At 41.0% G+C, this 19,906-nt stretch carries 16 protein-coding genes; 6 read left to right on the top strand and 10 right to left on the bottom strand.

Annotated features, from left to right (window positions below):
• Positions 1-112: 112 nt before the first annotated feature.
• A complete protein-coding gene (locus tag H7992_RS19230; protein WP_187045623.1) occupies positions 113-865 on the bottom strand; it encodes a C40 family peptidase in 753 nt (250 codons plus the stop codon).
• Positions 866-1,235: 370 nt separating this feature from the next.
• Here H7992_RS19230 and H7992_RS19225 point away from each other — a divergent pair, with 370 nt between their 5' ends.
• Positions 1,236-1,808, top strand: a complete 573-nt coding sequence (locus H7992_RS19225) for a TetR/AcrR family transcriptional regulator (RefSeq protein WP_067212153.1) — start codon at positions 1,236-1,238, stop codon at positions 1,806-1,808.
• A 90-nt stretch (positions 1,809-1,898) separates the two neighbouring features.
• Entirely contained in the window at positions 1,899-2,870 is a 972-nt protein-coding gene (locus tag H7992_RS19220) for an SDR family NAD(P)-dependent oxidoreductase (protein WP_187045622.1), read from the top strand.
• A 203-nt stretch (positions 2,871-3,073) separates the two neighbouring features.
• On the opposite strand, the gene H7992_RS19215 is transcribed toward H7992_RS19220, so the two are convergent.
• The 3 genes from H7992_RS19215 to brnQ all read right to left on the bottom strand — a co-directional run bounded on the left by H7992_RS19215 (position 3,074) and on the right by brnQ (position 7,067).
• A complete protein-coding gene (locus tag H7992_RS19215; protein WP_187045621.1) occupies positions 3,074-5,176 on the bottom strand; it encodes a methyl-accepting chemotaxis protein in 2,103 nt (700 codons plus the stop codon).
• 183 nt (positions 5,177-5,359) lie between these two features.
• Positions 5,360-5,713 (bottom strand): SCP2 sterol-binding domain-containing protein, encoded by a 354-nt coding sequence (locus H7992_RS19210; RefSeq protein WP_187045620.1) that lies wholly within the window; start codon positions 5,711-5,713, stop codon positions 5,360-5,362.
• Between the two features lie 76 nt (positions 5,714-5,789).
• Complete coding sequence (gene brnQ / locus H7992_RS19205) at positions 5,790-7,067, bottom strand: branched-chain amino acid transport system II carrier protein (RefSeq protein WP_187047969.1); 1,278 nt, start codon at positions 7,065-7,067, stop codon at positions 5,790-5,792.
• A 307-nt stretch (positions 7,068-7,374) separates the two neighbouring features.
• On the opposite strand from brnQ, the gene H7992_RS19200 reads away from it, so the two are divergent.
• Complete coding sequence (locus H7992_RS19200; RefSeq protein WP_187045619.1) at positions 7,375-9,072, top strand: methyl-accepting chemotaxis protein; 1,698 nt, start codon at positions 7,375-7,377, stop codon at positions 9,070-9,072.
• Between the two features lie 187 nt (positions 9,073-9,259).
• Positions 9,260-10,573 (top strand): NAD-dependent malic enzyme, encoded by a 1,314-nt coding sequence (locus tag H7992_RS19195; protein ID WP_067212146.1) that lies wholly within the window; start codon positions 9,260-9,262, stop codon positions 10,571-10,573.
• Between the two features lie 340 nt (positions 10,574-10,913).
• On the opposite strand, the gene H7992_RS19190 is transcribed toward H7992_RS19195, so the two are convergent.
• The 3 genes from H7992_RS19190 to H7992_RS19180 are packed head-to-tail and all read right to left on the bottom strand — an operon-like array spanning position 10,914 to position 13,242.
• Positions 10,914-12,569 carry a b(o/a)3-type cytochrome-c oxidase subunit 1 gene (locus tag H7992_RS19190; RefSeq protein ID WP_187045618.1) on the bottom strand — a complete coding sequence of 552 codons (1,656 nt, stop codon included), beginning with the start codon at positions 12,567-12,569 and terminating at the stop codon, positions 10,914-10,916.
• The gene (locus H7992_RS19185) at positions 12,569-13,072 is read right to left on the bottom strand and encodes a cytochrome c oxidase subunit II (protein WP_067212141.1); all 504 of its coding nucleotides are present in this window, start codon (positions 13,070-13,072) and stop codon (positions 12,569-12,571) included. The genes H7992_RS19190 and H7992_RS19185 overlap by 1 nt, the downstream gene beginning before the upstream one ends.
• A gap of 23 nt (positions 13,073-13,095) precedes the next feature.
• On the bottom strand, positions 13,096-13,242 hold the full coding sequence (locus H7992_RS19180) for a cytochrome c oxidase subunit 2A (RefSeq protein ID WP_370569908.1): 147 nt from the start codon (positions 13,240-13,242) through the stop codon (positions 13,096-13,098).
• A gap of 286 nt (positions 13,243-13,528) precedes the next feature.
• On the opposite strand from H7992_RS19180, the gene H7992_RS19175 reads away from it, so the two are divergent.
• A complete protein-coding gene (locus tag H7992_RS19175; protein WP_187045617.1) occupies positions 13,529-14,230 on the top strand; it encodes a glucosamine-6-phosphate deaminase in 702 nt (233 codons plus the stop codon).
• 71 nt (positions 14,231-14,301) lie between these two features.
• Here H7992_RS19175 and H7992_RS19170 read toward each other — a convergent pair whose 3' ends face one another.
• On the bottom strand, positions 14,302-14,637 hold the full coding sequence (locus H7992_RS19170; RefSeq protein WP_187045616.1) for a hypothetical protein: 336 nt from the start codon (positions 14,635-14,637) through the stop codon (positions 14,302-14,304).
• Between the two features lie 214 nt (positions 14,638-14,851).
• On the opposite strand from H7992_RS19170, the gene H7992_RS19165 reads away from it, so the two are divergent.
• Positions 14,852-15,343 carry a C40 family peptidase gene (locus tag H7992_RS19165; protein WP_067212133.1) on the top strand — a complete coding sequence of 164 codons (492 nt, stop codon included), beginning with the start codon at positions 14,852-14,854 and terminating at the stop codon, positions 15,341-15,343.
• A gap of 930 nt (positions 15,344-16,273) precedes the next feature.
• On the opposite strand, the gene H7992_RS19160 is transcribed toward H7992_RS19165, so the two are convergent.
• Positions 16,274-17,176, bottom strand: coding sequence for an accessory Sec system S-layer assembly protein (locus tag H7992_RS19160; RefSeq protein WP_067212129.1), 903 nt, complete (start codon positions 17,174-17,176; stop codon positions 16,274-16,276).
• Positions 17,173-19,536 (bottom strand): accessory Sec system translocase SecA2, encoded by a 2,364-nt coding sequence (gene secA2, locus H7992_RS19155; RefSeq protein WP_187045615.1) that lies wholly within the window; start codon positions 19,534-19,536, stop codon positions 17,173-17,175. Before secA2 ends, H7992_RS19160 begins: the two co-directional genes overlap by 4 nt.
• Positions 19,537-19,906 lie beyond the last annotated feature (370 nt).

Below are 19,906 nucleotides of genomic sequence, written 5' to 3'. Positions count from 1 at the left end.
GTCGAAGATTGTGCAAGAAGAAGGATGAACTGTACGGCAGAAATGTGGAACTTTACGACACTAACGCAATGTAAAAAAACAGCTTCCCCACTAATAGGAAAGCTGTTAACTATCAATTAAGCTGATTAAATCGTTTGAAGCCTGTGAATTTGTCTTTCCAGTAAACTGAATCAATTGAAGAAACTTCAACTTTTTGCGTAGCGGCATGGATGAATTTACCTTCACCTAAATAAATTCCAGCGTGCGAAATGCCACTACGGTATGTATTTGCGAAAAACACCAAATCGCCCGGTATAGGCTTGTCCACATTAAAAGAATTGGTATGCATACCAATTGTATCTAGTCTTGGTATAGTAAGTCCTGCCTCGTTAAATACATAATAAATGAACCCGCTGCAATCGAAGCCTTCTTTAGTTGCGCCAGCCCAAACATACGGTGTATCCAAAAGTGGAAGTGAAACTTCGACGGCATTAAGTAATACCTTTTTAGAGGGAAGATTCAACTCTTTTGGCTTCACAGTTGTTGCAACGGCATTCTTCCATGAGTTAGTGGAAGAAGTCTCCTTTAGTACAGTGGTAACTTTCGTATTTGCTGTTTTTACTGGGGGTGAACTGGCTACTCCTGATTTTTGACTAACCGCATTTTTTGCAGAAACGGCCAATTTTTGATTGGTTTTAATCGAATCGGAAGCAAGACTGTTTAGACTTTTAAGTTCGTCCACAGTTAATTTATGCTTTGTAGCAATTTGCCATAGCGTGTCACCGGGCTTGACGGTGTATGATTCAGTTGCTGCATCCGCGCTCCCGACTGAGATAAACGCCGCTAGGGCAAACGCTGCCAGCACCGAAAAAGCTCTCTTTTGCATCTATTTTCCCCTCTCCACGACAAACAGTTCTATATATGTATTCTATCTGATTAATAGAACTAGAACAATAGACTGTTAAATTACATTTGTGTAACAGGTAGATTACAAGAGTGTTGCGGGAGGATTGGAATTACAATATTATATATGTTGAAATAAAGAATTCCATTGAATTCGCTTCGGCTGCCCCTTGTAAGGCGCCTTCGCTTAGTTCATAGAGATATTCATTTGTCTAACATATACAGTAATGAAAGGGATATCTCCATAGGTGTCGAAACAGGAAATTTCTTATTATCTGGTTTAGTTAGTACTTGTGAATATTGCTAAACAGAGTTACACTTCAACTAACCAGTGGTCAAAAGGGGGCGAGACGATGTCTTCTCATAAATCCGCATCTCAAGAGTTAACAAAAGAAATGATTGTACAACAAGCTCGTGCCTTGTTCATTGAAAAAGGTTTTCAAGATGTCTCTATGCGAAGCATCGCTAAGCAAGTCGGTTGCACGCATGGTGCACTTTATTACCATTTTAAAAATAAAGTAGAATTGTTTGATGCAATTGTAAAAGTCGATTTTTCTAGGCTGAATGATCTTTTGGAAGATACTGCTCAAGGTGCTGAAGAAGACTTGGTAAAGCTGAACAATGTATTTCTTCGCTTTATTGAATTTGGTTTGAACAATCAAAGTCAGTATGAATTCATGTTCGTAGCAAGATATGCTGAAGTGGATAGTCTGTCTCAGGAGGCCGCGTATGTTAGCTATCAAAAGTTTGCTGAGTCTGTACAAAATTTATCGAAGAAAAGGCTTGCTATGAAAGACGTATGGTCTGCATTTCTTGCGCTTCATGGTTTTGTTGTCCATCATCGTGGATTCGTTATCAATTTTGATGAAGCAAAAGTATCGGCTGAATCACATGTGGAATTTATTTTAAAAGGCTTATTTAACTAAGTGAATGCTCTACATCGTACATTGATATAGAGCATGACACTTTTTTTAATAATTATTGACCAGTGGTTAATAGAGGGGGAGGGAATGTGTATGAAGAAGGCATTAGTGTTAGGGGCATCAGGGGGAATGGGGTACGCATTGGTGAGGGAATTGGTTTCTCGAGGAGTCGATGTTGTCGCTTTTGCTAGAGGAAAAGAAAAGTTGAAAGCACTTTTTGAGAAGGAGTCAAAGGTAACGATCTATGCTGGGGATGTATTAACAGAAGGTGAAGTATCTCAGGCGGCTCAAGGAGTGGATGTCATTTTTCACGCCATAAATTTTCCTTACCCGGTTTGGAATGTCACACATCTTATATGTATGGATATTTTGATTCGTATAGCGGAAGCGCAGCAAGCAAAAATTGCGCTAGTGGATAATATTTATGCATACGGGGCGCAACATAAAGAAAAAATTTCGGAAGATGCACAGAAAGAGCCACATACGAAAAAGGGGGAGATTCGTCTAGCGATGGAAGATAAATTGAAAGACAGTAATGTCCCTTCTTTAATTGTTCATTTTCCAGATTTTTATGGACCTTATGCAGAAAATACGATGCTTTACGAAACACTTAAGAATGTTGTTCGAAATAAGTCGGCGAATTTCGTTGGCGGCGTTCAGGTAGCGAGGGAATATCTATACACGTTCGATGGCGCGAAGGCAATGGTGGAGCTCGCACTGCGAGATGATGCTTACAATCAAAATTGGAATATCCCGGCAGTATATCCGATAACGGGCGGAGAAGTGATTAAGATGATACGTGAAGAAACGGGATACCAAAAATCGATTAGGACAGTATCAAAAACGATGATTCGTTTCCTAGGAATGTTTCAGCCGTTCATGAAAGAAATGGTGGAAATGATGTATTTAACAGAAACACCCGTTATATTAAGTGGTAAGAAATATGAAACTGAAATTGGTCCGGTGCCTACAACGCCATATCAAGAGGGAATAAAGGCAACGTTGAAATGGATGATGGAAAAAGATTCGAAGGTAAGTAGTATGCCTACAACGATAAATCGATAGAAAGATTTAACGCTATATATAAACTGAGCGAAGGCGCCTTACAGGGTTAACCGGAGGCATCCCCGAGCACCGTAGCGAATTCGGTGGGAAATCTTTGTTTCAACATACACAGTAGCTGAAAGTCACGTTAAAGACACCTTCTAAAAAAAGCCTGCCCAGCAAACAATCTTGACTGGGCAGGCAAATCTTATTTAGGTCCTTGATTATGATAATTTAAATCGATCGACGACTTCTTGCAGTTCATGAGCAATTTTATTCATATGATTGGTCGATTCTGCGACGCGTTCAAGCTCACCCTGTTGCGCGGCGGCTGAGGCGCTGACTTGTTCAGCTGAAGCAGCAGTTTCTTCCGAAATCGCGGAGACACTCTGAATTGCCAACATCGCTTGGTCTTTATGTTCCATCATATCGGCGAGTTTAGTGGCTAACTCGTCTATTGAACCACCCATCTGTTCAGCAAGTTCCGCATTGCGGGTAAAGGAAGATTCTGTACTTGATACAGATTCGTTTTGGCCTTCCATCAATTGAATATTCGCTGTAATAATAGAAACAGTCTGCTGTGACTCTAGTAATATTTCTTGAACCGTTTGTTGAATAACATCTGTTTCTAAGCGAGACTGCTCGGCAAGTTTTCGTACTTCCTCCGCTACGACAGCGAAGCCTTTTCCATGCTCGCCAGCACGTGCAGCTTCAATACTAGCATTGAGCGCAAGCAAATTCGTTTGTGCAGTGATGCCGTGAATCGATGCAATAACTTGATTTATCTCCGCTATTTTAGTGGTCAGTGTTTCAATTTGTTGCTGTACCTTTTCATTCATGTCATTCGTAGCTTCATTATGTTCACGCAGTTTCTTAACTTCTGTCATTCCTTGTATAGTAGATAGACCTGTTTGTTTTGATAATACGTTCATGTTGTTTGATAGAATAGCGAGTGAGTCCATTTGATCTGACAAATCTAAAATTCGGTGACTCGTTTCTTCCGTATCTTCCGACTGCTTAGAGGCCCCATGTGCAATTTCATCGGTTGCTAGAGATACTTCTTGACTAGATGCAACAATCTCCTCGAAAACATGGTGGACGTGATTGGAAGACTTGTTTAATTGAGTGGAAGAATCCCAAACTGTATGAATGGCGTCATTTGTTTTACGGAGCATATTGTTATATGCCATAGCTACAGCACCAATTTCATCTGGATGGATATGTTTTTCATCTATACTTCTCGTCAAGTCACCAGCTGCTGCTGTTTCGATTGACTCTCGTAAATAAGCAAGTGGTTTTAATTGTTTGAAAATGAACCACAAGGTAGCTGCAGACATTAAAACAACCATGACAATTGCGGAAATGATTGTTAGAAGTAAGATTGTGTTATATGTTTCTAGTATTTTTGACTTTGGAACAACCGTCTGTACAGACCATGTATCTTTAATATTGTCTAACAGCATCGGGGCGAACGAGTTAAAGGCCTCTTCATTTAGTTGCTTTGAATCAGCATATAAAGTCGATACTTCTCCTTTTCCAAGCGTGTTCTTAATTGTGCTCCAATCATAAGAGTCTTGCACATTTACCCCGTTCAACTCTTCGCTAATACTGTTGGCAGTTAAGTAACCGCCATCGGTAATAATGCTAGCATATCCACCATCCGGCTTGATTGTATTCACGAGTTCATTTAAAAAATAGATGGAAATATCTGTTGTAAGAACACCGAAAAAGGAACCTGAACTTGTAATTAGCGGTACGGAAATGGTAGTCATTAAGATGATTTCACCACCTGCACTGTACTCGTACGGTTCTGTCAAGACAGCTCGCTTTTCTTTTTTCGGTATTAAGTACCAATCTCCTTCGCCCTCTGTTTCATATTCGCTAAGAGCCTCCATAGTAATCTTGTCTCCATCCTTATACAAATAAGGAATAAAACGCTTCTCTGGATCTATTAAATCATTACTAACAGACTCTTCAATAGGAATAGATCCGCTTTCAAATATAGCAGCCATTCCAGAAGCATCAGTGTTGTTTTTTAAATTATTCTCTATGACAGTTATGGCTTCGTCCGCAGTTAAATTACCTTGTGCCTGCAGTGTTTCAAATATGTGTTTTGTTGTGTGGAGCATGTCATTCGTTTTCTTAAATCGGTCGCTCATTTTAGCAGCATATAGTTCAGTGTTATCAATTGCAGAACTCTCCGCGTCGTTGGTACTTTGATTATGCAAAATGGTACTTGTAACGACTGTATATGAGATAAATAATACTAAAAAGAGCGTAATAATAAGTGCTGAAAGTTTCCACGCAATGCTTTTCGATTTTTTCATATAAAAGGTGCACCTTCTTTCGAATTTTCTTTCATTTTACATCAATATACCTAATTCGACAATGGGCTCCCTTTATCTGAAGTGGGAAGTATTACTCATAGTTGGCTTCAAACGTGCTCATTTCAATTAATTATGGGGAATCAAAAAACGACTCCCACATTTAATGAGAGCCGCTTTCTTCTATTAAAACGAATACTGTTTTAATAAACCTTCTAATTTTAACGCAAGGCCAATATTTCCTTTAACTTTGAGTTTACCCATCATAAAGGCAGCGGTCGAATTCAAGTTGCCAGCAAGTAGTTTCTTGAAATCTTTTACACTCATAGTTAACGCACAATCAACTTCACCGGGATCTCCGGTAATTGTTACGGCTTTGCCATCTGCTAACGTTAAGCCATATAGACCGCCATCATCACCAGATAAATTGAATGAATAGGTCACAGTCATACCTTTAATTGGACCTGGTTCTCCGTTCAATTTCTCGTCAATTTTAAGCCAAATAGTTGTCATTGTCATGTCATCAAAATTCATCGTCATTGGAAAACCCTCCATAATACTGAATGTTCATTCAGTATAGCTGAAATTGGAGGTAAAAGCATGAACTTTCTGAGAACTAAATCCGTTTCTTAAACAAGGGGCTTAGAACCACACCAATAAGTGCTCCGACAATCGCTGGTACAAGCCAACCAATCTGCTGTTCATAGAGTGGGAGATGGGCAAGTACATCATTGACAGGCTTAATGTCGATTCCGGCTCCTTTTAAGCCGTCAAAGATACTAACAAAAGCAGTTGCCAGTAGCGCCAGGATATAGACAATTGGCTTTCTACCAAACGATTTGTCGATGAATGACATAAGCATCAGAACAATTGCGAGTGGGTAGATTGTGAGCAAAACCGGTATTGAAATAGAAATAAGTTGTGTCAATCCAACGTTTGCAATAATTGCACTGAATCCCGCGAAAATGAAGACATATGTCTTGTATGAATTCCGCGGAAATACATGTTCGAAATACTGTGCACATGCTGAAACGAGACCAATCGATGTTGTCAGACAAGCAAAAATAATTGTCATTGCCAGAATCATCGTTCCGTATGGTCCGTATAAGACGGTAGATGCGAGTGCGAGAACCGCACCTCCGTTGTCTTGTATCCCGATAACATCGACGCTTGTCGCTCCAATATACCCGAGTGAAATGTAAACGAGCGCTAATCCAGTAGCTGCGACAACACCAGCGAAAACCATTGCTTTCATGACAGCACGGCTTTCTGTCACGCCTTCTGCTTTAAGCGCATTAATAACGACGATGCCGAATACAAGTGCCGCAATGACATCCATCGTTAAATACCCTTCAACAAAGCTACGGAAAAACGCATTGGTTGCAAAATCACCTTGGGCTTGTCCGATATCTCCCATTGGTGACACAATACTCTTCACAGCAAGTGCCCCAATAACTAAAAATAGGACAGGAGTCAACACTTTCCCTATGCGATCGACAAGTTTCGCAGGATTTAGGGAGAGAGCGACCGTAATAGTAAAGAAGACGATCGTAAACAACGCAAGTGGCCAGTTTGAGCCAGAAATGCTATCAGGCAAAAATGGGACGACCCCAATTTCATATGAGACAGTAGCTGTTCGTGGAATGCCGAAAAATGGACCAATTGCCATATAGACAATCATCGTGAAAATAACTCCAAAATAAGGATTGACGCGACTTGCAATGGTTTCTAATCCGCCGCCTGCATTGGCAATTGCTAGAACTGCAATGAGAGGCAACCCGACTCCTGTGATTAGGAATCCAATCATCGCAATGAAAAGTTCATCCCCTGCCATTTGCCCAAGAAGCGGTGGGAAAATAATATTACCCGCACCGAGGAACAAAGCAAAGAGCATAAGCCCAATCACGAAATTTTTCTGTATAGACAAGTAAACTGCAACTCCTTGAAAGAATTATGTGAAAAAACTCACCACCTTTCATTATAACTGAAAAGAAGAGGAATTGTCTAATAAATTCAATAGTTCGATGGGTATAGAATGATTCAAATAGTTATTCGGATAAAAGTAGTTCTATTTATCTATAATTCTACATAAAACATGCTACAATTATGATAATAGTTTCTTTTTCGACAAATAGTACACTTTTTTCCACTTTAAGTAAAGTAGTTGTTGATATAGAAATAAAAAATAGGGGGATTGGAAAATGAAGACAATACGTGCGAAAATATGGGCAGGTTTCGGAGTGGTCGTTATACTTGCAACTTTCTTAGGACTAAATGGCGCCACAGGAATCAAGAATCTTGTTAAAACTTCTGAAGACATTACGAACGAGCAGTTGCCAATGCTCATTACTGATTCAAGGCTTGCTTTCAACATAGCAGATCGAGTGGCTTTGTCACGGGGGTATATCTTGTATGGAGATAATAAATATATCGAAGAATTTAACCGTTTAACGGAAGAAAGTGCGCTACTTCAGGAAGAGCTTAAACAGATATCAGACTCTGAGAATGTAAAGCGTTTGATTGCAAGCAGTATCGAATGGCGCGAAGTTTTGACAGACCAAGTGTTTCCAGCAGTCAAAGCTGGAAGGCAGGCAGAGGCGGAACGTCTTGATCGTGAAATTGCGGAGCCGCTTGCCGATGAAATAGTGAATGAGTTCAATGCGCTTGCTGTGTCGAGACAAGACAAAATAGTAGCTGATGGAATGAAAAATGTGGAAAAAGGTAAAAAAACACAAGTAACAAACTTTACCATAGCAATTGTCGTTATTTTTCTTGCCATCCTTATTAGTTTTTACGTAGCACGAAGCATTTCTAGACCAGTCGTTGCGGTTTCACAGAGGATGGAACGGATGGCAGAAGGGATTTTAAACGATCCTCCCCTTGAGACGAAACTGAAAGACGAAGTTGGACAACAAATTCATTCTATCAATAAAATGAGGGATGAAATGCAACGTATTTTGGCTGATAGCCTGACGATTTCCCGTCAAGTAAATAGTAGAAGTACGGAATTATCCGAAACATCGGGAATCGTAAGTGACTCAACGAGCCAAATCGCGGCAACGATGGAACAACTTGCAGCGGGATCTGAAGCACAGGCGAATACAGCTTCGAATATGGCTGAAATGGTCGGAACCTTTTTTGAAGATGTCCAACATGCCAACGAAGCAGGGGGACAAGTTGTTGAATCCTCAAGAGCCATTTTACAGCGAACAGTAAACGGAAATGAAATGATGGAAAGTTCCGTTGAACAAATGAATGAAATTTACGGAGTAGTTAATAAGTCAGTTGAAACCATTAAACAGTTAGATAATCAGACGAAGGAAATCTCGTCACTTGTCACTGTCATTAGTGAAATCGCAGCACAAACGAATCTACTTGCGCTTAATGCGGCAATTGAAGCCGCGCGGGCCGGCGAACACGGGAAGGGTTTTGCAGTCGTGGCGGATGAAGTGAAGAAGCTTGCGGAACAAGTTGCGAATTCTGTAAGTGAAATTACGACAATTGTTGACACGGTTCAAATAGGGTCGTCTAGTGCGGTAAAAGCACTTGAAAGCGGCTACCAAAGTGTTGCTGATGGAAAGCAGAAAGTACTTGATACTGGCGTTGTTTTTGAGGAAATCTCAAAACTTGTTACTGAAATGAATAAACTGACGAACGTGATGTCGGCAGACCTAGATCATCTGGAGGAGATTGGTGGTAAACTGACGGAAGGTGTGACTGAAGTTGCGTCAATTGCCGAAGAATCTGCCGCAGGTGTTCAGGAAACGACTGCATCTGCCGAACAGACATCGTTCCAAGTTGAAGCAATGAGAGAGGCAGCAGATGAGTTATCGAGTCTTTCTGAAGCGTTAGAAACGTCTGTGAGCCGATTTGCAATCGAAGAACGTAAAGACTCGTAATGAAATAACAGTTCCTTATTTGAATTCTAATTCGGCTTGGAACAGTTTTGTTATGGGAAAACACTCCTTTAATTATGCGTGAAATATGTGAATTCGCGATTAATTATAACCGAAGTCATAAAATGTTTACGACCTGGTCCTATACGTGTAAAATGAGGATTGGCAAGTATAATCAGGGGGTAATACAATGGAACAAGTGCAATTTATGCGTAATCTAATTATCGAAACACCATCAGTGCCGGGCAACTTCGCGAAAGTTGCGTTAGCTATCGGACAATTAAATGGAGATATTGGTGATATCCAAACTATAAAAGTAGGTACATTATCAACGATTCGTGATATTTCAATTCAATGTACAAGTGAAGAGCACTTGTTGCAAATTGTTGAAGCGGTTAATCAAATCGGCGACGGAATTAGTGTCCACGCTATAACGGATGATGTATTGCAAGCACATGAAGGCGGCAAGATTCATATGAAAGGCCGTATGGAAATTCGTTCTTTAGGTGATTTGCGACGTGTCTATACACCAGGCGTTGCGAACGTCTGTGAACTTATCAAGAATGATCCGGAACAGGCGAAATACTTTACTGGAATCTCAAACACGGTCGCAATTGTGACAGATGGCACAGCGATTCTGGGTCTTGGAAATATCGGACCTGTCGCGGGAATGCCTGTAATGGAAGGAAAAGCTGTGTTATTTGATCAATTCGCTGGGATAAGTGGTATTCCTATCTTGCTTAACACGAGTGATCCAGATGAAGTTGTAGAAACAATTAAACATATTCAGCAAGGGTTTGGTGGAATATTGTTGGAGGATATCGGATCTCCACACTGTTTCGAAATTGAAGAGCGATTGAAAGCGGAGCTGTCGATTCCAGTTATGCACGATGATCAGCATGGTACAGCAGTTGTCACGTTGGCATCTGTAATTTCAGCTTGTCAACAGACAGATGTTTTGCTAACGGAAGCGGTTGTGGGCCAAATTGGTCTTGGTGCAGCTGGTCTAGCAATTAGCCGTATGCTTATGAAGTATGGTGTGAAGGAAATGCGTGGAATTGACCGTAATGAAGTCGCACGTCAGAGGCTTGCTGATCATGGCGGCACAGTCATTGATTCACTTGAAGAATTGATGGCAACGTGTGACATTATCGTAGCCACAACGGGCGTTGCTGGACTTATCAAACCAGAAATGGTACGAAAAGGGCAAATTATCTTGGCTTTGTCCAATCCAAACGCTGAAATTACACCGGAAGACGCACTTGCAGCGGGCGCGGCATTTGCGGCGGATGGCCGTCTCGTTAATAATATCTTAGGCTTCCCAGGTATTTTCCGCGGTGCCCTAAATGCACATGCGAAGGAAATTACTTATCCGATGCTAATCGCAGCTGCACTTGCAATTGTCGACAGCACGAAACCGGGCGATCTTGTCCCACATCCACTTGATCCAAACGTCCATCTTAATGTAGCAGCTGCGGTTGAACGAGTTGCGAATAACTTGTAATTGATAAAGGCCTCTTACCTGGGAAGATAAACCAGGTAAGAGGCTTTTTTATATGGAGCAGAGTAGATTATGGATTGCCTTGATGGTATTACTGGAAGTGTCCAACCAATGCGATGAAGTGTGCAACAAATGGGGCGGTGTCCAACCAACTCGATGAAGTGTGCAACCAATTCAGTGGAGTGTCCAACCAACCTGTCGAAGTGTGCGACCAATCCGCTAAAGTATCCAACAAATAGGGCGGTGTCCAACCAACCCCCTCCAACCCATCAATTCCAACAAAATGAAAACAGCCCAGATTTCACGGACAATACCCGGAAATCAGAGCTGCTTCATAATGCAACTATCTACCAATCAGCCAATCAAATGGCGGCGAACCTGGTGGTGAGTGTTTCAGTATATCAATGACTGGAATTGTGTAAGCGAACAGAATCAGTGCAATTGTAATCCCAACCCATAGATACCAGTTTTCAAGAATTTTAGGTGTAGGCTCTGCATCGTCTTCCTCTACGGCAATCGGATATTCTTGAACGCCGCGTGGTGCGAAGAATGTTAATTGGATGAAAATGTACACCATCAAGAGAATACCGATGAACAAAATCGTTCCTCCAACAGCTTGTGCAATCTGGTAATTGATCCACGTAGCGACTTGTTCACCGCCTGCATATTCGGAGAAGCTTGAACGACGCGGTCCGCCAAGTAATCCCTGGATATGCATAGAACCTGACATGATCGCCATACCAATCGTCCAAATGAACGTTTGAATAATCCCGAGCCTATTTAACCTCGGAGTCAGTCGGCGGCCAGTTAAATGCGGTACAAGCCAATACGTAATCCCGAAAAATGTTAGAACGACTGTTGTTGCAGCAGTTAAATGGAAGTGACCTGTAATCCAAATTGTATTATGGACGAGCGCATTCATTTGGTGAGATGCGTTAACGATACCGCCCACGCCACCCGGAATGAATGCAGCCATACCGATGAATGGTGCTAGGAAACGTACATCTTTCCATGGAAGCTTTTTGAACCAACCAAATAAGCTCTTATACCCTTTTCGTCGGCCTGTTGTTTCAAATGAAGCGAAAATCGAGAATGCTGTCATTAATGACGGAATAACAACCATGAATGTCAGCACAACTTGAATGAATTTCCAAGTAGGGTCAATACCCGGTTCTGTCAACTGGTGATGGAATCCGACCGGAATCGAGAACATTAGTAATAGAATGAAAGCCATTCTAGCAAGTGCATCACTGAATAATTTTCCGCCGATGATCTTTGGAATAACAACATACCACGCCATATAAGCTGGAAGTAACCAGAAATAAACGAGTGGATGTCCGAAATACCAAAATAACGTACGGCTTAGTAAAACATTGATTGTTTCAGCATAGCCAAGTGACCAAGGGATGAACAGCACTAGGACAGATGTTGCTACGCCGATTGTAGCGATGAACCACATAAGCATATTGATAATAACCATAAATGCAGGTAATGGTGATTTTTCACCTTTATGTGCTTTCTTCCATACGTAAAGCTGACGGAAGTTAACGAAGGCAGCAATCCAGCTACCGATAATAACGAGTGCTAAACCGAAATAAAATGCCGGGTGAGCTCGTAGTGGTGCATAGAATGTGTATAATACTGAAGCTTCGCCTACAAGAATCGTAATTGCAGCCATGATGGTTCCGATCAGCATTACCCAGAATGAAAGCCATGCGACTTTCAACTGTTTATCCGAAATCCCAACCGTTTTCCCCATAAGTGAAAACTGGAAACCGATAATGAAAAAGGTTGTTAAGACGAGTCCAAGAATAACACCGTGAACAGTCAGGATTGTATAATAATCAATATTAAACGGTAATTTGAATTTCCCAGAGCGGACAAAAGTCTGCAATAAACCCATCAGACCTCCGACAAAAAGCGAGATATAAGTAACCCACATGAATGCCATATATAATCTGGATTCTTTTTTAGAAAGCGGTAATTGAACCTTAGTCATTATTCATACACCTCCACTGTTCCGTACATCTGGTGGTGACCGATGCCGCAGTATTCGTTGCAGACAATCGTGAATTCGCCTGCATTTTTCATGACAGTCTCGTAACGGCTAATGTGGCCAGGTTCAACCATCATGTTGACGTTTGTTCCAGCTACTTGGAAGCCATGGACAACATCTTTTGTTGTGATTTGATAAAGAACGGTGGAACCTTTTGGCACGCGAATCGTTTTAATAGCAGTACCTTCCGTGTCTTTACCGAAATCATAGTTGAACGCAGAAGCAACGATGTTGACGATATATTTGCCGTCAGCTACTTCACGAATGCCAAGATTTTCAGGCTTGAATGCGTCATGTGCTTCAACATTTTGTGGATCGATTGTTTCAATATGGCTCTGCGGATGCGTCCCTTTCCAGAAAGCAGCGAAGCCGATAATTAGTAGGAATAGGACGAGTGAAGCCATTCCGAAAACAAGCCATATCTTTTCATATTTGTGCAAATGCATAAGTAACCCTCCTGATATAATTATTATCTAGATAAAAATAGTGCATAAAACCCGAACCAAGATACTAGAATGACGACTCCCAACAGCATGACGGCTATGAAAGTACCTTTCAAACTATGTGTAGATTCATGCGTATTGGGTTGATGTTTCATTGAATTTCTTTTCCCCATTAGTACACCTCCTATTTCCGGCGAAGTGGATTCGCTGTCATACCTTTATCATAGTCTTCAGGTTTAATATGGGAATTAGGGAAAACCCTATGCCTAAGGATATAAGGGAGGGTTTCACAAGTTGTTCACGCATTCTTCATATTTCCGTCAATTACCTATAATAAAGGTCTAGAGATGCATGTGAGAAAAGAAGATGGTATGTTAAGTTCGATTAAAGTTGACCAGACTGTTTAGGGAAATTACAATAAAGCGAGAGCAAAATCTTAATGGAAGTTGGTTGATCTATATGAAAAATCTAAAACTTATAAAAGTTGAAAGCCCTGAACAAGGCGCAGAACAAGTTTACGAAATCATTAAAAACGAAATTGAAAGTGGACGTCTAAACGTACTTGGGCTGGCAACAGGAAGTACAATGATTCCTGTTTACGATAAATGGGTTTCGTCAAATCTTGATTTCTCCAATATTGTCACTTTTAATTTGGATGAGTATATCGGAATACCTGAATCAAGCCCGAACAGCTACGCTTATTTTATGAGTGAGCATCTGTTTGATAAGAAAGAATTTAGAAAAACAAATATTCCGGATGGGATGGCTGAAGATTTGGTTGAAGAATGTGCCGCTTATGAAGATCTTTTAGAAGAGTACCCACTCGACATCCAGCTACTTGGAGTAGGAGAGAATGGCCATATCGCATTCAACGAACCTGGACTTCCTTTCGATTCCGTTACACATGTAGCGCAATTGACGGAATCGACATTGGGTGTGAATAGCCAGTACTTCGAAAATGATGAAAAAATCCCTGAAACAGCTTTATCGATGGGAATTAGTTCGATATTAGGTGCGAAAAAAATTGTTTTACTAGCATTTGGTGAAAAGAAACGAGCAGCTATCGAGAAGTTGCTTGAAGGTAATGTAACGACTGAGTGGCCGATTACAAAATTAGTTGATCACAAAGATGTCATCGTCATTACGGATTTAGAAATTTAATAAGCTAAACAAAAAGGTGAGTGACTACGATTAGTAGCACTCACCTTTTTGTTATTATAGAAAGAAGGGGATTAGTGTCGATCATGATTCAATGTACTGAATATAGTTTGCATATCACTAAGCTGCCCATTTTTGGCAATTAGTGCATCACGTTTTTTTTGAGAGAAACCACGCTCTTTGTTGAATTTCCCAGTCGTTCGGTGTGGGTCTTCTGAATTATGAAAACGGCTATCTTCTTTCAGGGGTTCATAATCACCTGCTGCGTGATCGAGATATGGATTATGAATATAATTTTTTGCGGAATATTTCTTATCGGTTTTTTCGTTACCTAACCAACCATGGGCTTTTTCTTGTGCTTCAAGAAAAGACTCTTGCGTATTATCTGAAATGTCATCTTCGTGTTTCACTTCAAACGCCTCCCATTAAATTAGATGCTACTTTACTAAATTCCCGTTTTAAAAAACTATAAACCCCATAAAAAGACAATAATGTTTCGAAAGTCTCCTTTAATACAAGTAGTGTAATAGACTTGTTACACAATTGTAATGTAGGAGGCGTTTGAAGCGTGTTAAGGTTGTAACAGATCATTATTTCAGATAAATTAATCCTTTGGGGGAACAGATGAAACTTACATTCACATTCAAAAAGTCCATTACAATTATAGCTATGTCATTTCTACTACTCGTCGCACCTTTCGTTGGACAAGCCGAAGCTTCGTCAAAACCTGCTGCAATTTCAAAAACGGCAACAAGCCTAATTGGCGTCAAGTACAGTTACGGTGGTAACACGACGAGTGGGTTTGATTGTTCGGGGTACGTATCATATGTATTCAAGCAACATAATGTCCAAGTGTCGCGTACTGCTGCTAGTATGCATGCATCAGGAACTTCTGTTAGTAAAGCGAATTTAGAAACGGGAGACCTCGTATTCTTCAATACAGCAGGCAAACGAGTTTCACACGTTGGCATATACATAGGTGATGGTAAATTTGCGCACGCATCGACATCAAAAGGTGTACGCGTTGATAAGTTGAATGACCCTTATTATTGGGGTGAACGCTACGTAGGTGCAAAACGCATCTCAGGTGTGAATGCAGTTGCTTCAGCCAATTAAAACAAAACAGACAGCACTGAGTACCCTTAATAGGGAACTTGGTGCTGTTTTTCACTATATATGTTCAACATCACGTCTGTTGATTAATTAAAATTTTCCAGTTACTAACTTGATCACCCCCTGGCTGCTACTTGTATAGTCGTGCTTTTGGATCGCTTTGGATTGAATGACTTCTATTACGATTACCGAGATGTTTGTCGCATCTCTACACATTTTTTCGGTAATCGTATGGTGGTCCTTCATCCGTCGCGCTCCAAAAGTATACGTACACAAAGTGATGAAGCTTTTTGAGACGAAAGAATAGCTGGCTTCTTACCAGGAGAAAAGCCTCCAAAGATGCAATTTTGGAGGCTGATGCTGTCTATATGGTTTTTTCTTTTTTAGTAAAGAACTGTCACTTTCTATAAGACATCACATGAATTAGATACATATTCTTTACTAAAAGTAAGCAAGGAACGCATTTTACAATGTGCTAGAGTGCCCGAAATTTCATCTTCGGGCGCTTACACTCTCCATAGAATATCATCTATTCATTTCTTCCAAAACAACTGCATTTTTCACTTGAATAGTGTAGGAACGCGACAGGCAACTATTCACAACAGGATTACTGAAAAAAGTTTGGCTAGAAGTGACTCCGTCACTTCTAGCCAAACTAGGACCTCTCAGTAAATCTGTCATGAATAGTTAGCCGAAAGCGGGCCGAAAATAGTCCAGTGAAAGTGGAGGTTATCAAGCCCCTCCCACCGGTATTTTATGCAAATAAATGGTTAATCAACAGTCGCGGTCCGATAAATATAGGCATTCCTTTGTTTAACATAGCAATAAAAAGGGCGGCACATCCGAATCAGAATGTAACTGATTTGAATGTGCCGCCTTTATCTTCAAGCCCTCTAGCGCTTTTCGGGACTAAACAGGCGCTTGCGCTTTTGTTTACGCGTTTTGTTGTGGTACGCGAACTGTCCAGCGAGATAAGTCTGGCTCATCTTTTTGAATCATTTCTTTTGGATAGATGAACGTCCATGGTTTTGAAGTGTTTGCTTTTACTGAAAGTGGATCAAGGGCGAATGAACCGCTAGCTACTAAATCACCAGATGCATCAATCAGTTCTAGTGGAAGCTTTTCGATATTGATTTGTTTCGAGTGACCATTACGGATAAATACAGATGCTGCGATACCGCCGTCATCCTGTTGTTTTACTTGGAATCCGCTAATATTTACTTCACGCGGTTTCAATTTCGGAAGACCTTCGACAACTTTTGTAAGTCCATCCTTTTGTTCTGCCGTTAAACCGTCTTCCCATGTTTGCTCCAACTCTAGTTTGTGAGGCACCATCGATTGGACGTTAAATGCAAGTTTCCAGTTTTCTGTTGGTGGCTGTTCTGCAAAGATATTGTCTTTTGTGAAGACGAATACCCAAGGTCTTGCGCTTCGTGCCGGAATATCGCCGAGCTCTTTCAAATCGAATTCATCGGAAGCGAGTGTTTTACCTTCCTCATCAAGTAGCATCAGTTCGACTGATCCAACTGAAATCTGTTGGTCTAGTGAAGAACGGAAAAACGCTTTAACGAGCCAGCTACCATTAGCAGGTTCAACGTCGATGTCAATGCCTGAAAGGGAGATTTGGTTCGGTTTAAGTGGTTCTAGCTCATTCGAATGGAAGCGGAAAACGTACTCTTGCTCCTGTGGTACATTCCATTCTGGGTGTAGGGATAGCGTAGTCTCGACCTCATCTGTATTTGTCGATGCGTTTAGGCCGTCAATAATTTCTTCGGAACCGATTGTGCTATCTGATCCTGTCTTTTCGGTTTTCTTGAAAAATGAGAAAAGCTTCATTGTTGTACCTCCTGTTGTTGTGTAATAACTTTCATAAAGCTAATAACTTCAGATGCGATGTTGCGGCGTAATTTTTGATAATGACGCCCGAATAATTCGAGTCCTTCACGCTGATAAATCCGCATTGGGTCCTCTTGTCCATATGAACGGAGTCCGATACCTTCTTTTAAGCGTGTCATAACTTCCAAGTGCTTGACCCACATCGTATCAATATGAGACAGCATTACTTGTGGAATCATCTGATTGATCTGTTCATCGTCTGAGAATGATTCGATGAAGTCGAGCAACTCAGTAAGTGGAGCATCATATAGTTTTAGAATGTCAGACGTCTTATCAAGCGTCCGCGGAATTACGACAGGTTCTAACAACAGGCTGTTCATTGTATGTTCAATTCGTTCGAAATCCCAATTGCTTGAAGTCTCTTCATCTGGGCAACTATCGAAAACAACAAATTCTACTGTCTCGGAAAGCATCGATTTTAATTGTTCAAGGATACCTTCGCGGTCTAGGACGTTATTACGAAGTCCATAGATGACTTCACGCTGATCGTTAATGACGTCGTCGAGTTTCAAGTTGTATTCACGCATTGAATAGTGGGCACCTTCTACGATACGCTGTGTCCGTTCTGTCAGTTCATCTACTTCGGGATTCTGCACTAGACCGTCTTCATTTGTTGTTACTTTTTTGAGGAACTTCTCAAGCTCTTCTTTAGCGAACCGCTTGAACATATCATCTTCGAGAGAAAGGAAGAAGTGACTCTCACCATGGTCACCTTGTCTTCCGGAACGTCCCCGTAGCTGGTTGTCAATACGACGGCTTTCGTGCTTTTCTGTTCCAAGTACGAAAAGACCACCAATTTCTTCAACCTTTTCACCGAGCACGATATCAGTTCCACGTCCAGCCATGTTTGTCGCGACTGTGATTTGACCGAGTTGTCCTGCGAGGGAAATAAGGTCTACTTCCTGTTCGACACTTTTAGCGTTCAATAAGTTATAAGTAAGTTTGTATTCATCTAAATACGCTACTACTTTTTCAGATTGTAAAATGGATGTTGTGCCGACAAGGACGGGTTGTCCTTTTTCATGACGCTTAGCGACTTCTTTCGCCATCGCCTTATATTTCTGGTCAATTGTTTTATATACTTGGTCAGGTGAATCGATACGTGCGCGCGGACGATTTGTTGGAATTTGAACAACTTCCATACCATACACTTCACGGAATTCTTTCTCCTGTGTTTTAGCCGTACCAGTCATTCCGCACAGTTCTTTATACATACGGAAGTAGTTTTGGATTGTAATTTGTGCTTGTGCTTTATTTTCCTCAGTGATTGGTAGTCCTTCTTTTGCTTCAATTGCCTGGTGTAAGCCATCGGAAAGTGTGCGTCCTTCCATGATTCGACCCGTAAACATATCGACAAGTTCAATTTTTTCTTCTTTTACGATATAGTCAACATCACGTTCGAAGATGACATGTGCACGTAATGATTGAATCATATAATGATAAAGTGTTTGGTGCTCCAATTCATATAAATTGTCGATACCAAATGCTTTTTCTACTTTCTCGATTCCAATATCAGTAAGGGAAGTCGCTTTTGTTTCATCATCAAAGTCGAAATCGATCCCTTTTTTGAAGCGTTTTGCGAGACGTGCCGCAATGTGATGAAGATCCGCATCCGCTTGCATTTTACCGGCAACGATTAATGGTGTTTTTGCTTCATCAACAAGAATACTATCAACTTCATCGATAATTGCGAAATGGTAGGGACGTTGAACTTTTTGTGATACTTGGTGCGCCATATTATCACGCAAATAGTCGAAACCGAATTCCGTTCCCACTCCGTACGTAATATCCGCATTGTAAGCAGCTTGTTTTGCGGGACCTTGCATCATTGGGACATTCAACCCAACTGTAAGGCCAAGAAAACGATGGATTTGACCAATTTGTTCATAGTCACGCTTCGCAAGATAGTCATTCACGGTAATAACGTGAACTCCTTTTCCTTCAAGTGCACGCACATATGATGGAAGGGAAGCGACTAGCGTTTTACCTTCGCCTGTAGGCATTTCAGCGATGTTGCCTTCTGTTAGAACGAGTCCGCCGATAAGTTGGACATCGAAATGACGCATGCCAAGGATTCGCTTGGATGCTTCACGAACAACAGCAAAAGCATCTGGAATAATAGATTGGATCTTTTCTCCAGATTGGATTCTCTCCTTGAATATAGTAGTCATACTTGTTAGTTGTTCGTCTGACATTGGTTCGTATGTAGCTTCTAATTTATTTATTTGTTGGACAATCTTCCGATACTTTCGAAGTTGTCTTTCGTTCGTCTGATTTGAACGTTTGAATATTGATAGCATTGGATGAACGCTCCTTTTTTCCGATCCCTTTAAAGGACCCGTCCCCATTTTACCAAAAAGAATGGAAAATGACTACCTTGAGCTGAAATCTACATAATGTAAGGAAAGAAAAGGTGGGGGGATAGCTAGGGGAATGAAAGGGAAAGATAAGATAAACAAAATTGTAAGCACCCGCTACAAATGAATGCAGTTTGAGTACGCCGCTATCTGTGGCTATCCGAGCACTAGACGCGGGAATCTTGATGTGGAACATTCGCCTTGCGAAGGTTATCCAAAGTATATTATTCTAAACTGACCTAAACACAAGGAAACAATGATAATTAGAAAAGAGTTTTCTAGTAAAGTGCTTTACTTGTTTAAATATGCTATG

Source organism: Sporosarcina sp. resist, assembly GCF_014302295.1.
In the GTDB taxonomy this organism is placed as follows: Bacteria; Bacillota; Bacilli; order Bacillales_A; family Planococcaceae; genus Sporosarcina; species Sporosarcina psychrophila.
This window is presented reverse-complemented; position numbering and strand designations above follow the sequence as displayed.

Excerpts from the sequence above, each read along its gene's own strand:
- H7992_RS19230 (WP_187045623.1), bottom strand. The coding sequence starts at position 865 with ATGCAAAAGAGAGCTTTTTCGGTGCTGGCAGCGTTTGCCCTAGCGGCG.
- H7992_RS19225 (WP_067212153.1), top strand. The coding sequence starts at position 1,236 with ATGTCTTCTCATAAATCCGCATCTCAAGAGTTAACAAAAGAAATGATT.
- H7992_RS19220 (WP_187045622.1), top strand. The coding sequence starts at position 1,899 with ATGAAGAAGGCATTAGTGTTAGGGGCATCAGGGGGAATGGGGTACGCA.
- H7992_RS19215 (WP_187045621.1), bottom strand. The coding sequence starts at position 5,176 with ATGAAAAAATCGAAAAGCATTGCGTGGAAACTTTCAGCACTTATTATT.
- H7992_RS19210 (WP_187045620.1), bottom strand. The coding sequence starts at position 5,713 with ATGACGATGAATTTTGATGACATGACAATGACAACTATTTGGCTTAAA.
- brnQ (WP_187047969.1), bottom strand. The coding sequence starts at position 7,067 with ATGCTCTTTGCTTTGTTCCTCGGTGCGGGTAATATTATTTTCCCACCG.
- H7992_RS19200 (WP_187045619.1), top strand. The coding sequence starts at position 7,375 with ATGAAGACAATACGTGCGAAAATATGGGCAGGTTTCGGAGTGGTCGTT.
- H7992_RS19195 (WP_067212146.1), top strand. The coding sequence starts at position 9,260 with ATGGAACAAGTGCAATTTATGCGTAATCTAATTATCGAAACACCATCA.
- H7992_RS19190 (WP_187045618.1), bottom strand. The coding sequence starts at position 12,569 with ATGACTAAGGTTCAATTACCGCTTTCTAAAAAAGAATCCAGATTATAT.
- H7992_RS19185 (WP_067212141.1), bottom strand. The coding sequence starts at position 13,072 with ATGCATTTGCACAAATATGAAAAGATATGGCTTGTTTTCGGAATGGCT.
- H7992_RS19180 (WP_370569908.1), bottom strand. The coding sequence starts at position 13,242 with ATGGGGAAAAGAAATTCAATGAAACATCAACCCAATACGCATGAATCT.
- H7992_RS19175 (WP_187045617.1), top strand. The coding sequence starts at position 13,529 with ATGAAAAATCTAAAACTTATAAAAGTTGAAAGCCCTGAACAAGGCGCA.
- H7992_RS19165 (WP_067212133.1), top strand. The coding sequence starts at position 14,852 with ATGAAACTTACATTCACATTCAAAAAGTCCATTACAATTATAGCTATG.
- H7992_RS19160 (WP_067212129.1), bottom strand. The coding sequence starts at position 17,176 with ATGAAGCTTTTCTCATTTTTCAAGAAAACCGAAAAGACAGGATCAGAT.
- secA2 (WP_187045615.1), bottom strand. The coding sequence starts at position 19,536 with ATGCTATCAATATTCAAACGTTCAAATCAGACGAACGAAAGACAACTT.